The sequence below is a fragment of the Aminobacter sp. GW821-FHT11F06 genome (genome assembly GCF_058808215.1).
On record NZ_JBXARL010000003.1, the window covers coordinates 272,681 to 285,673 of the forward strand.

Consider the following 12,993-nt stretch of genomic DNA (forward strand, 5'->3'; position numbering starts at 1 on the left):
CGTTCAGTTCGTAGCGTCGGTAAAATGATGCAGCGCGATCGCCGAGGCCGCCGCGACATTGAGGCTGTCGAAACCCGGCGCCATCCGGATACGTGCCGTCGTCAGCCGTTTCAGCAGCGGCTCGGGCAGGCCTTCGCCTTCGGTGCCGAGATAGAGCGCCAGCCGCTTCGGGCGCTTTAGGTCGCGAATGTCTGCCTTGCCCGCAGGCGATAGCGCCAATTGCTCGAAGCCATGGCGAGACAATGCATCGGCGAGTTCGCTGGCCGTACCGCCTGCCGTGAACGGCACCTTGAGTGCGGCGCCGACCGAGACCCTGATCGCCTTGCGATAGAGCGGATCGCAGCAGGTCTCGTCGAGCAGCACCGCAGCGGCGCCAAAAGCTGCGGCGTTGCGGAAGATAGAGCCGATATTGTCGTGGTTGGAGATGCCGACCGGCACAGCCACCAGCGAACGCTCGGGCAGGGCGCTAAGCATGTCGTCGACCGAAATCGTCTCGCCCTTGAGGCCTATGGCAAGAATGCCGCGATGCATGTGAAATCCGGCGATAGCATCCATCACCGCAGCCGAAACCACATATACGGGCAGGTCCGCACGGGCGAGCGCCAGGGTGTCGGTCATGCCTGCCAGGCGATTTTCAAGAACCAGGGCGGATTCGGCCGCAAAGCGCCGCGCGCCAAACAGCACGTTGAGCACGACCTTGCCCTCGGCGACGAAGCGTCCTTCGCGGCCGACAAGGTCACGCTCGCGTATGTCGAGATAGGGCGCGACGCGCGGGTCGGCAGGATCGTCGATGCGGATGATGTTCATGGCTGCTTCATAGCGGAGGGCAGGCCGCTATGGGAGCCTGGAAAAGGCTGGAGAATGATCAGGCGTCTTCGAAAATGCCTTCCAGCGTGCCGAGCAGCTTGCGCACGGCCTCGGACTTGCAGGTGTAATAGATCATCTGCCGGTCGCGCCGCGTTTCGACCAGTTCTTCGTTGCGCAGGCGCGCAAGATGCTGGGACAGAGCCGATTGGCTCAAGGAGACCTTTTCGGCAATCGCGCCCACCGACATCTCCGTGTCGAGCAGGTGGCTCATGATCATCAGCCGTTTTTCGTTGCCCATAAGCGTGAGCAAGGAAGCTGCGGCTTCCGCATTGGCCGCCAGTTTTTTCGGTTTCATGGGTACCCCGTGTATCCGTCATGCTTTCCGGCGTCATGGGGGCAACAACGCCGAATTACCAAACCAGATCGTCAGTGGAATCAATGGCCGATCTAGGCACATCAGCACAAATCAGCTTTCACTCAAAAAATCAAGACTTTGCTGCGCGGCCTTCCTTTGCCATTTCGACAAGGCTTCGCCTGAGATCTGCAGCCTCCCCAAGCATTTCCGGGAAAAGCACACGGCCAGTCTCGTCGCCCGCCGCCAGATCCATCCCCTCCGGATCGAAGCCGCTGAGCACCCAGTCCTTGTCGGCGAGCTTGCCGAAATGGCTGGCGTAGATGGCGATTGCCTCGCGATGGTCCGCGTTCATGTGATCGAGCGCGGACTGCTCGGCGCCGGCAATCGCCTCCACCGCCGAGCCGGCCAGAAGCAGCTCGTCGCGGCTCAGCAGATAGGCCTTGCCGAAACCGCCATTCAAATTAGCGCGCTCCAGTTCGAGCCGGAAAATCGCGAAATCGCCAAGTCCGGCATAAAGCTTGGCCTTGGGATTGCGGTTGAGGTAACGGCGTTCGGTGCGGGCCTGCTCGGGCGTGCCGCGTTCCAGGCGAACAGCGCGGCAAAACAGCGTGATGCGTGGATAAGCGAGCGGATCACCCTTGCCGATCTCGCCGACAAGAAGCGAGCAACTGGGATTGGCGACGATGCCCTTGGTGTGGGCCGACAGCCCCGAGATCAGGATCAGTGGCGTGCCATCGACGTCAGTGGCTGTGCCGACGCGGCTGGCGAGCGGCGAGCCGGTCTCCGGCTCGATGACGGCAAGCGCGCCATGGCGGGCCGTGCGCATCAGCGAACGCGCGAGCGCAATCGCCTCGGCATCGGTCTCGCGAATGACGTCTTTCTTGCGATCTTCCACTGCTTCACCAATAAATATGACTAATATAATCTACTTATCTAAAGCGACGCCGGCTTGGCAAGAGCATCCTTCGGCCAAATGCAAAACAGCCCCGGAAGCTTGCGCTGCCGGGGCTGAAGATATCTGATTTTCGGGCGTTCGGCGCCTATTTCGGTGCCATGCGGATGGCGCCGTCAAGACGAATGGTCTCGCCGTTCAGCATCTGGTTTTCGACGATGTGCAGGGCAAGGGCGGCATATTCCGACGGCTCGCCGAGGCGCGGCGGGAAGGGGACCGCGGCGCCGAGCGAATCCTGCACCTCCTGCGGCATTGCCGCCATCATCGGGGTCTTGAAGATGCCGGGCGCGATGGTGGCGACGCGGATGCCCGAACGGGCGAGGTCGCGCGCGATCGGCAACGTCATGCCGACAACACCGCCCTTGGAGGCGGAATAGGCAGCCTGGCCCATCTGGCCATCATAGGCGGCGACCGATGCCGTGCTGACGATGACGCCGCGCTCGCCGCCCTGCAGCGGCTCGAGCTTCGATGCACCATCGGCAAACAGGCGGATCATGTTGAAGGAACCGATCAGGTTGACCTCGATCACCTGGCGGAACACGGAGAGCGGATGCGGGCCGTCCTTGCCCACCGTCTTCACGCCGACGGCGATGCCGGCGCAGTTGACGAGGATACGCGCAGTGCCGAGCTTGGATTCGACTTCGGCGAAGGCTGCGACAGCGCTTTCCTCATTGCTGACGTCGCAACGGACGGCAATGCCGCCAATGTCGGCGGCAACCTTTTCGGCGCGTTCGAGGCTGAGATCGAAGATCGCGACCTTGGCGCCCTTGGCTGCGAGTGCGCGTGCTGTGGCTTCGCCAAGGCCGGAGCCGGCGCCGGTGACCACTGCGATCTGCCCATTTGGATTCATGTCAGCCTAGTCCTCTGTTGCTGTGAATGAATGGTCTACCGCATCGGCCCGAAAACCGTAATCGGTTCCGGTTGTCGCAGGCGCGCCTGGCTCAGGCAGGCTCGGGCGTGCGCTGCGGCGTCTTGGCCAGATCGGCATGGCAGACCTCGCCGGAAAGCAGCGCCACGGCACCCGGCACGATCTCGTGCGCGAGCAGGCGGTTGAGGTCGACGGGACGCGGCATTTCGATCTGCCCGCGCGGAATGCGGGCGAAACCGAGCGGTCCATAATAGGGTTCGTCGCCGACCAGCACCACCGCCGGCTCATTTGCTTTCGCGGCCGCGGCAAGCGACATGGCGACGAGCTTGCGGCCAATGCCCATGTTCTTGAAGTCGGGACGCACGGCAAGCGGGCCAAGCATCTGGGCGCGGCCTTCGCCGGCGGCAATCGGCGTCATCCTGACCGAGGCGATCACTTGGCCCCCATGCATGGCAACAAACGACAGCGAGCGGTCGTGCGGGCCGCCTTCGCGGATCTTGTAGGCTGCGCGGGTGAAGCGGCCAGGCCCAAAGGCCTCGGCATTGATGTCGTCGATTTCGAGGTCGTGCGCCGGGGTTTCCGGCAGATAAGTCACGTCGGCGAGGGTCATGTTCTGTGCAGTCCGGTGTCCTGGGATGAGGTGCCGCGAGCCAAGCCGCAGCGTTCGCAAGTCAGCGCTTCAAGCGCGTGCGCTCATTCGTCGTCGGTCGATCCGGATATTTGCAAAACAATGTGACATCGAAATGCCCGCTAGCATCATTTGCGGCGCCCGTCCATCGTGCATTTGAGCGATGTGCGCTTGCTGTTGACGATCCGTTCAGACACTTGCCCTTCGGATTGAGCCCTTCGTGCCCTACATGGTGGCAAACGAAAGGACTTTACGATGGGATTGCTGGTTGAAGGCAAATGGCAGGACCGCTGGTACGACACCAAGTCGACTGGCGGCAAATTCGTGCGCTCGCATTCGCAATGGCGCGACTGGATCACCGTCGACGGCAAGCCGGCCGAGGGCCGCACGCGCGGCTTCAAGGCTGAGCCGGGGCGTTACCACCTCTATGTCTCGCTCGCCTGTCCGTGGGCGCACCGGACGCTGATCTTCCGCGCACTGAAGAAGCTCGACGACGTCATCTCGGTCTCGGTCGTGCACCATTTCATGGGCGAGAACGGCTGGACCTTCCGCACCGACGATGGCGCCACCGGCGACACGCTCTACGGGCTCGATTTCCTGCACCAGGTCTATACCAAGGCCGACTCGACCTATTCGGGCCGCGTCACCGTGCCGGTGCTGTGGGACAAGAAGGAAAAGACGATCGTTTCCAACGAGTCGTCCGAGATCATCCGCATGCTGAACTCGGCTTTCGACGAATGGGGCGACGCTTCGCTTGATTTCTATCCCGAAAAGCTGCGCGGCGAGATCGATGCGGTCAACGACCTGGTCTATCCCTCGATCAACAACGGGGTTTACCGCGCCGGCTTCGCCACCACGCAAATCGCTTATGAGGAGGCGTTCAATGAGTTGTTCGCGGCCCTCGACACGCTGGAAGAGCGGCTGTCGCACCAGCGCTATCTCGTCGGCAACCAGCTGACCGAGGCCGACTGGCGCCTGTTCACGACACTTGTCCGCTTCGACCCGGTCTATGTCGGGCACTTCAAGACCAATCTGCGCCGGATCGCCGACTACCCGAATCTGTCGAACTATCTGCGCGAGCTGTATCAGGTGCCGGGAATTGCCGAGACCGTGAACCTGCTTCACATCAAGGCGCATTATTACGCCAGCCACACCGGCATCAACCCGACCGGCATCGTGCCGGTGGGGCCGGAGGTCGACTTTACGGCACCTCACAACCGGGGAAGGCTGCTGAAGGCGGCGTAAGCCTGCATTCCTTCGCGCCCCCCTCTGGCCTGCCGGCCATCTCCCCCTCAAGGGGGGAGATCAGCAGCTTCGGCGCGCAGCCCATTTTGCCACGGCAACGATTGGCGAAGGTCGCGATGACGGCATAATCTCCCCACTTGAGGGGGAGATGGCCGACAGGCCAGAGGGGGGGCAACGTAGGGCACTGACAAAGGCGTGTGCAGATCACCAATATGGCGACGCTGCCACACCCTCGAAAACCTCAGCGATCCGCCGCCGCGTCGCCGGCGTGGTGTTTTCCGGCAGCGCGTCGAGGCGGAAGAAGCCCGCCTCGGCGATCTCATGGTCGGGCAACTTTGGCTGATCCTGCCTGAAGGCTTCGATCAGATAGAAGCCGACATGGTCGCGCTTGGTTGCCTGCTTGTTGAGGTGGATCGACTGCAGCACCGGCGGGGCCAGAACCGTGATGTTGCCTTCCTCCTCCAATTCCCGTGTCAGCGATTCGACAAAGGTCTCGCCGATCTCGACGCCGCCGCCCGGCAACTGCCAGCCCGGCACGTAAGTGTGGCGGATCAGGAAGACGGAGTTGGTCTTAGCGTCATGGACCAGCCCACGCACGCCGAGTGTCATCGGCCTGCGCAGCAGGAAATAGAAATGGAACAGGCGCCCGCGCAGGCGCGACCATGAGCTTAGGCGAAGCGGGTCGGATTTGACACCATTGCCCATCACGTGTGTCGCCATGGCTGGAAAGCCGTCACTGCGTGACCTAAAAGGGTATGATGTTCAGGCTTGCCCATATTTCAGATATCCATCTTGGTCCGCTTCCGGATGTAACCTATCGCGACCTCGCCTCCAAGCGCGTGGTCGGCTACGTCAACTGGCAGCGAAACCGTCGCCGTAACCATCATGACGGCATCGTCGACGCCATCGTCGCCGACCTCAGGACACAGGCGCCCGACCATCTCGCGGTGACCGGCGATCTCGTCAATCTGGCGCTTGATGGCGAGATCGAGCTGGCGCGGCTGTGGCTCGAAACGCTTGGCGCGCCGACTGATGTGTCAGTCGTTCCCGGCAATCACGACGCCTATGTGCCTGGCGCGTTCGACAAGGCCTGCCACGCCTGGGCGCCATGGATGCATGGCGATGGCGCCAGCGGTCCGGTTGGCCGCACCACCTTTCCCTATCTTCGCGTGCGCGAGAACGTGGCGCTGATCGGCGTGTCGACGGCGCGCGCCACAGCACCCTTCATGGCCAGCGGCTTTTTTCGCGAAGGTCAGGCCGAACGGCTGGCGCGGCTGCTTGAGGAAACGGCCAAACGCGACCTGTTCAGGGTGGTGATGATCCATCATCCGCCGGTGCGCGGTGCAGTGGGCCAGCACAAGCGCCTGTTCGGCATCGGCAAGTTCCAGAAGGTGATCGCGCAAAGTGGCGCCGAGCTCGTGCTGCACGGCCATTCGCATCTGCCGACGCTTCATTGGATTGAGGGGCCTGCCGGGATGGTGCCGGTTGTGGGGGTCGCCGCCGCCGGTCAGGCGGCTGGCGGACTCAAGCCTGCGGCACAGTTCAACTTGCTCGACATTTCGGGTGAGCCTGGAAGCTGGAACGTGCAGTTGAGCAGACATGGCCTTTCAGGGCCGACAACGCCACCGTCAGAGACTGCGACGCTGGACCTTGCCGCCGCAGCGCCACACAAGGCCGTGCTGGTCAGAAGCTGACGCCGGTGGCGGCAAGGCGCAGCCAGTAAAGTGCCGCCATCACCGCGATGCCGACGACCGCGCCGGCGACAAGCAAGCCAAAGCCGGACAGGAAGCCTGGCCAGATCGGCTGGCCGATCCGCCGCAATGGTGGCTCGGCTTCGGTCACCGGCTCCCTGGCAAAACCCGGCAGCGCCGGATCGGCACCGCCTTCCATCATCTGCTGGCGCTCAACGATGCGTTCGGCAATGTAACGTGTCACCTGAGCGGCGACGCGCTTGGGGTCGGTGGATTCGGCCAGCACGACACGGCCGATGCGGGTGTCGCGGACAAAGCGGAATGTGCGGCGGTCGCGACCAAGGGCGACATGGCTCACCGCGTCGATCCACAGCCGTGGCTGAAGGCCCGAGGAGATGGCGAAATCGAAAATGTCGATGTCCTTTGGCACATCAGTGAAGACCGGCTCGAGTTCGGCGGCCAGCAGCTCAAGCCGCATGCGGTGAGCATCGCGCAGATCAACGACCACATCGGTGCGGTCGGCTGTGGCGTTCTTGACGTCGCGAATGGCATCCGACAGCACGCGCGCCGGCTTCATCGCGCTCACGTTGTCGTCGCTCATGGCCTCTTGCCTCGGATCCCGGTTAAGCAAGGGTTAACATAGTCACGATCGCGGCGGAATTGTATCCCGCCCAAACGCATATTCGTGATCGTGCGGCAGCCCGAAAGGGATTTTTGCGCAAGCATTTAGCGGTCGTTGCGCATGATTTGATTCATCAGGCGTCGCAGGCAGTCAACACCGGCTGGGGACGCTGGCGCCGGCGGCTCATGCGGCGCACGATGTCGGCAACGAGTGCGGGTGTTTCCTCCGGCAGCATGTGGCCGATCTCCAGCACATGGTGGATGAGGAAGCCCGTCGGCAGGCAGTCGGCGTGACTATAGGGCAATACGGCATCGTCGGTGCCCCACACCACCATCACCGGCATCGTCAGCGTCGCCAGGTCGTCGCGCGGGATGACGCCTTGCCTGTCGTTGGCGGTCATCGCCTCGGCAAAGGCGATCAGCTTTTCGGTCTGGCCAGGGCGGCTGCGCATCTCGAAGAGTTCGCGGACGGCCGCTTCCGGCACTGTGCTGTCTGGGCTCGACATTTCGGCGAGGCAGGCGCGGATTTCCTCGCTGCAGGACGCCGCCGCATAACGCCTGAGCAGGGGGCCATTGATTTCCGGGCCGTAGCCGCCCGGCGCAAGCAGGGTCAGCGAGGCTACGCGTTGAGGCTCCAGCAGGGCTGCAAGCGTCGCGACAGCGCCGCCCATGGAATGGCCGACGAAATGGGCGCGGGCAATGCCACGCGCGGCGAGATCGGCCAGCACTGCTTTCGCTGCTATCTTGGCCGGACCGGCCTTAGGATAGTCGAGCGAGTGGCCGTGCCCCGGCAAATCGTAAGCGACCGTGGTGAATGCCCCGTTCAGGCAATCGACGACATCTCCCCAGACACCGCCGCAACCCCCGAAACCATGTAGCAATACCACCACGTTCTTGCCGCTCCCCCGAACGGCCGCATGGATGGAGTAATTCATCTTTGCTCAAATGACCTGAAACCAAATCCGTCAAAAGTTCTAATTACAAAGTTACAAAATGTAAAACATTGTATGAGTGCCAACGGCACAAAATTAGTTATGCGTAAAACAACCTGGAAAAGCCCCTGAAGCTCAGATCTGGTTGCCCAGGCCGGCGGCGCGCAGGGCCTTTGTCAGCGATCTCGTCAGTTCCGCCGGGTATTTGCCCTTGGCGAAGGTGGCTGCCGGGTCGCTCGCAAAGGCCGGGTAGCTTTCTGAAATCTCCTTGGACAGCTCCGAGGCCAGTTTGGCGTCGCCGATGAAATGTGCGGCGATGAGGCGTGCAGCCACGTAATGCGGCTTCTTGTTGGTGGTGAGTGCGCTGGCGGCGCGGGCCGCCGCATAGCGGTTTCCGAGCATGAACTCGCCCAGGAACAATCCGTAGTCCCACCAGCCGGGGTGAGCGCTGGCGCTCTCGACTGCGCGCTTCATGATCGGCACGCCGTCACTGTAGCTGCCGGCAAGCACCAGCGCATAGCCGTAGGAGGCGGCCATGGTCAGATCATAGGTGTTGAGTTCGTAGGCCTTGCGTATCCAGCGCATGGATTCGGTGCCGTCGCCGACGCGCGACTGCAGATAGCCGAATGCGCGGTGAGCGTAGGGGCTGGTGGAGCCCATCTGCACCGCGCTGTGGGCCAGCGCATAGGCACCCTCCGTGGAGGCATTGGGCGGATAGGGATAGTTGTCGGTCACCGCTTCAAGCTGCAGGGAGGCCAGTTCGGCGTAGACGACAGGGGACTTGGCACCGCGCTTGGACAGATCCTCCATGCACTGGTAGGCGGCGCGATGCTTGGCGGCGTTTTGATCCATGTAATAGTCGCCGCTGAGCAGCAGGCATGCCGTCAGCCCGTGTTGCAGGTTGTTCTGCTCGATGTAGCCATAGATCATGCCCGATGAAGGGACGGCGGAGCTGACGATTTCGGCGATGCGGTCGTCGATGGTTTCCGGACCGATCTCCTGCTGCAACAGAACGCGAGACAAAAGGATCCGGCCGCTGGCCATATGCTGAAGTTCGATCAGCACCGATCCGCTGCTCGGGCCGGCGTTGACGGTGAAATCGTAATCGTTGACGTCCACCCGCTGCGTTTTCTCCGACCGGTCCCGTGCGATGAGGTCGATCGTGTCGAAGCCGGACAGTGCTGTCCGCAACATGGTTGCAACCCGCGCCGTCTGCCCGCCCGCCGAGCCCGAATGGATATGCACAGCCGGCAGCTGGTCGACGGCATCGCCGATGCTTGAAGTGGCGCCGCGAAAGTCGGTCAGGTTTGCGATATCCGCCCCGATGGGTCCACCGAAATTGCGGAAAACCAATATGCCGAGCATGACGATGACCAGAGCCATCGCCGCCCAGAAATAGCGGAGCTGCCGTTTGACGCTGGTGCCGGTATAAGCCGGATCGGGATGCGCCTCCTCGGCATGAGGCTGTTCTTGCTCGGCCACAGCCGTGGCGGGTGCGTCGCTATGTGGTGTTTCACCCGGGGAGGGCGCGTCAGGCAGGGACTCGGCCACTGCCTCATATGTCGGGACATAGCTGCCGCGTGGAATGACGATGCGGATCGGATCGGTGCTGCCTTCGGCGGCATAGTAGTGGGCAAGCAGTTCTCGCAGGCGCCCGGCCTGGACGCGGACCACCGCGTCGGTCGCGGAATCGAACTCGGCGTCCTTGCCGAACACATCCACCGCGATGGCAAAACCCTTCAGCCGCTCGGCATCGCCGGCGAGCTCGCGCTCCACAAGATATCGCAATAATTTTCGTGCCCGGTCGGATCGGCCGAAGGTCTCGCTGGCAACAAGCCGCTCAAGCGCTTCGCGCACTGCGGGGGCAGCAGGCGTGGAGGCAACCAAGTATCGACCCTTTTCGAACCGGTACGAACGGACCGATCATAGACAGCTGGCGTCTGCACACAAGCGCGCAGAGCACTGATGCGCAAACGCCTCGCCCGTTATCCACGGGCGAGGCGTGTTCGACGTCGAGTTAACCTTAACGCGACAGGATGCGGTTGGCCGCCGAAACCACGGCTTCAAGCGACGCAGCCACGATATTGGTGTTGATGCCGGCGCCAAACAGGCGCCCGCCGGGATATTCCACTTCCATGTAGCAGATGGCCGAGGCATTCGAGCCGCGCTGGATCGAATGCTCGGAATAGTCGAGCACCGACAGGTCGATGCCGATATGGCGCGAAAGCGCGTCGACAAAACCGTCGATCGGGCCGTTGCCGGTGCCGGAGATCGTCACCTCCTTGCCGTTGTCGACAATCGTTGCTTCAACGACACGGCGGCCCTTCATCACCGTATCGGGGAAGGTCTGGTGATCGACGAACTTGAGGCGCGCATCGGGCTGGTCGACATAGACCTCGAGGAAGCGCTCATGGATGCGCTTGGGCGAGACTTCCTTGCCTTCGCTATCGGTGATCGCCTGGATGTCCTGGCTGAACTCGACCTGCAGGGCGCGGGGCAGGTTGAGACCGTAATCGGCCTGCAACACGTAGGCGATGCCGCCCTTGCCGGACTGCGAGTTGATGCGGATGATCGCCTCGTAGCTGCGTCCGACATCGGCCGGGTCGATCGGCAGGTAGGGCACTTCCCACAACGGCTTGTTGGCGACCTTGATCGCCTTCATGCCCTTGTTGATCGCGTCCTGATGCGAGCCGGAGAAGGCCGTGTAGACCAGTTCGCCGACATAGGGGTGGCGTTCGGGAATGACCATCTGGTTCGAATATTCGTAGACTTCCTTGATCCGCTCTATGTCCGAGCAATCGAGCTCGGGATCGACCCCTTGGGTGAACATGTTGAGCGCCAGCGTCACGACATCGACATTGCCGGTGCGCTCGCCATTGCCAAACAGCGTGCCTTCGACGCGGTCGGCACCTGCCATCAGGCCGAGTTCGGTGGCGGCGATGCCGGTGCCGCGATCGTTGTGCGGATGCAGCGAGATGATCAGGTTCTCGCGGTTGTCGAGGTTGCGGCACATCCACTCGATCTGGTCGGCATAGATGTTGGGCGTCGCCATCTCGACGGTCGAAGGCAGGTTGAGGATCAGCTTGTTGTCGGCCGTCGGCTTGACGATCTCGGCAACCGCATTGCAGATCTCCAGCGCGACTTCGAGCTCGGTGCCGGTGAAGCTTTCCGGCGAATATTCGAGGCGATAGCCGCCGCCGGCCTTGGCGGCCATGTCGGTGATCATCTTGGCGGCGTCGGTGGCGATCTGCTTGATGCCGGCGACGTCCTTGGCAAACACCACGCGACGCTGCAACTCGCTGGTCGAATTGTAGAAATGCACGATCGGCTTATGCGCGCCTTTCAGTGCCTCGAAGGTGCGGGTGATCAATTCGGGGCGGCACTGCACGAGAACCTGCAGCGATACGTCCTCGGCGACATTGCCCTCTTCGATGCACCAGCGGGCGAAATCGAAGTCGGTCTGCGAGGCCGAGGGAAAGCCGATCTCGATTTCCTTGAAACCCATGTCGAGCAGCAGCTGGAACATGCGTGCCTTGCGGTCGTGGCCCATCGGGTCGACGAGCGACTGGTTGCCGTCGCGCAGATCGACCGAGCACCAGATCGGCGCCTTATCGATGGTCTTGGACGGCCAGGTGCGGTTGGGCAGGTCGATCTTGTGGTAGGGCTGGTACTTGACTGCGGCGGTCGGCATGCCGGCGCTGCGGCCGGTTGCGGGAGAGGTCTTGCTCATTGTCGGTCTCGTTCTCTTGGCCGCCATGCACGACTTTGCGCGCATGCTTCAGCGGTCTTAAATCAGAAATTTGGTTCTGTTGTGAAGAGTAAAGGAGCAGATGCCTCGGCGGCAATTCGACCGCCGGACGCTCCTTTAACGAGCCCGGCGATCGCCGATAAGGCCGAGAAGAAGGAGAGCCGAAGAAAGCGCGCGCAGCGTCTCGCCCGCAAAAGCGGCCGGACGGGAGATTTCGTTGATCTTGCGCGAAGTCATGGCCGCTCTCTTACAGGAGCCGAATTGGGCGCGCAAGGGTGGCGCGCGCCAAGTCAACGTCAGCGGATCGTTGCGCGAACCATGTCGCCCTTGATGCGCAGCTGAGGTTTGGCGCCGGGGCTGTTGACGATGGAACTGTCGACAAGTGCTGCGGTGGCCACGACGGAATAGCTGATCGGCACGGCCTTGCCGAAGCCGAGATAGACGTCGAGCGCCTTGGCATCGATGTCGACAGTCTCATCCTGCCTGATCGTTGCGAAGTCGAGCCGGGCCTTGAGCGCTTCGCCTTTGAGATCGACACTCGTGGCGTGGCCGTCGAGTGAAAAATCCGCGGCCTTGCTTGAGATGCGGACAGCCCCAAACTCACCGGCCAAAACAGCCTGCAACGCGGCGTGGTCGATGGTAACCGCGCTTTCTCTAGGCATGTTCGCGCTGATGTCGGCGACGCAATCGGATAGGTCGAACCATGATGGCGGGCGCACGTCGACGTAAAGCGTGGACCCTTCGATACGCATCTCGCCGGCGTGGCGGCAATCGCTGAAGAACCAGCTCGAATACCATTGCGTCAGCCAGCCGGTCCTGCGGCTGGCGAGCTTGGCCTGATATGGCGCATCGTCGGTGGTAAGGCGTACCGAGCTTGCGTCGCCGGTGATGGAGATTGCGGTGACCGTCGAGACATCGAGCGTTGTTTTTGCAGGTTCCGTGGCATTGGCAGTCGAGGCGGCGGTCACAAGCACCAGCGTGAGCAGTTGGCTTTTCATGTCAAACTCCGATCATCTTGGGCGGCCAGAAATGGCGGCCCTCGATCGGTGCTCCCGCATGCCTGAAATCTCGACCTCAAACGCGATCCGGGTCGACCGCAATTGCGATAAAGGACATTCTCACTGCAATTGCCGACCGCTTCGCATG

13 protein-coding genes are annotated in these 12,993 nt (G+C 62.3%); 2 read left to right on the forward strand and 11 right to left on the reverse strand.

Going from position 1 to position 12,993, the window contains the following annotated elements:
* Positions 1–3: 3 nt before the first annotated feature.
* From AC1RTB_RS09185 to AC1RTB_RS09205, 5 genes are all read right to left on the reverse strand, one after another.
* A complete protein-coding gene (locus AC1RTB_RS09185; protein ID WP_492877741.1) occupies positions 4–807 on the reverse strand; it encodes a TrmH family RNA methyltransferase in 804 nt (267 codons plus the stop codon).
* 58 nt (positions 808–865) lie between these two features.
* Positions 866–1,162: an ArsR/SmtB family transcription factor gene (locus AC1RTB_RS09190; RefSeq protein WP_492877739.1), complete on the reverse strand. Its 297-nt coding sequence runs from the start codon at positions 1,160–1,162 to the stop codon at positions 866–868.
* Positions 1,163–1,292: 130 nt separating this feature from the next.
* The gene (locus AC1RTB_RS09195) at positions 1,293–2,057 is read right to left on the reverse strand and encodes a HugZ family pyridoxamine 5'-phosphate oxidase (protein ID WP_492877737.1); all 765 of its coding nucleotides are present in this window, start codon (positions 2,055–2,057) and stop codon (positions 1,293–1,295) included.
* 145 nt (positions 2,058–2,202) lie between these two features.
* Positions 2,203–2,964 (reverse strand): 3-hydroxyacyl-CoA dehydrogenase, encoded by a 762-nt coding sequence (locus AC1RTB_RS09200; RefSeq protein WP_492877736.1) that lies wholly within the window; start codon positions 2,962–2,964, stop codon positions 2,203–2,205.
* Between the two features lie 91 nt (positions 2,965–3,055).
* The gene (locus AC1RTB_RS09205) at positions 3,056–3,592 is read right to left on the reverse strand and encodes a GNAT family N-acetyltransferase (RefSeq protein ID WP_492877734.1); all 537 of its coding nucleotides are present in this window, start codon (positions 3,590–3,592) and stop codon (positions 3,056–3,058) included.
* A 273-nt stretch (positions 3,593–3,865) separates the two neighbouring features.
* Between AC1RTB_RS09205 and AC1RTB_RS09210 the strand changes: the two genes are divergently transcribed.
* Positions 3,866–4,855: a glutathione S-transferase family protein gene (locus AC1RTB_RS09210; RefSeq protein WP_492877732.1), complete on the forward strand. Its 990-nt coding sequence runs from the start codon at positions 3,866–3,868 to the stop codon at positions 4,853–4,855.
* A 204-nt stretch (positions 4,856–5,059) separates the two neighbouring features.
* Here the strand turns inward: AC1RTB_RS09210 and AC1RTB_RS09215 are convergent, their stop codons facing one another.
* Positions 5,060–5,575 (reverse strand): NUDIX domain-containing protein, encoded by a 516-nt coding sequence (locus AC1RTB_RS09215; RefSeq protein ID WP_492877731.1) that lies wholly within the window; start codon positions 5,573–5,575, stop codon positions 5,060–5,062.
* A gap of 38 nt (positions 5,576–5,613) precedes the next feature.
* On the opposite strand from AC1RTB_RS09215, the gene AC1RTB_RS09220 reads away from it, so the two are divergent.
* Positions 5,614–6,549: a metallophosphoesterase family protein gene (locus AC1RTB_RS09220; RefSeq protein WP_492877729.1), complete on the forward strand. Its 936-nt coding sequence runs from the start codon at positions 5,614–5,616 to the stop codon at positions 6,547–6,549.
* Here the strand turns inward: AC1RTB_RS09220 and AC1RTB_RS09225 are convergent.
* From AC1RTB_RS09225 to AC1RTB_RS09245, 5 genes are all read right to left on the reverse strand, one after another.
* Complete coding sequence (locus tag AC1RTB_RS09225) at positions 6,539–7,147, reverse strand: hypothetical protein (protein WP_492877727.1); 609 nt, start codon at positions 7,145–7,147, stop codon at positions 6,539–6,541. The genes AC1RTB_RS09220 and AC1RTB_RS09225 overlap by 11 nt on opposite strands.
* A gap of 154 nt (positions 7,148–7,301) precedes the next feature.
* Entirely contained in the window at positions 7,302–8,102 is an 801-nt protein-coding gene (locus tag AC1RTB_RS09230; RefSeq protein WP_492877726.1) for an alpha/beta fold hydrolase, read from the reverse strand.
* 132 nt (positions 8,103–8,234) lie between these two features.
* Positions 8,235–9,887 carry a tetratricopeptide repeat protein gene (locus tag AC1RTB_RS09235; RefSeq protein WP_492877724.1) on the reverse strand — a complete coding sequence of 551 codons (1,653 nt, stop codon included), beginning with the start codon at positions 9,885–9,887 and terminating at the stop codon, positions 8,235–8,237.
* Between the two features lie 235 nt (positions 9,888–10,122).
* Positions 10,123–11,874: a 2-isopropylmalate synthase gene (gene leuA, locus AC1RTB_RS09240; protein WP_492877721.1), complete on the reverse strand. Its 1,752-nt coding sequence runs from the start codon at positions 11,872–11,874 to the stop codon at positions 10,123–10,125.
* Between the two features lie 269 nt (positions 11,875–12,143).
* Positions 12,144–12,845 (reverse strand): hypothetical protein, encoded by a 702-nt coding sequence (locus tag AC1RTB_RS09245; protein ID WP_492877719.1) that lies wholly within the window; start codon positions 12,843–12,845, stop codon positions 12,144–12,146.
* Positions 12,846–12,993: the final 148 nt, after the last annotated feature.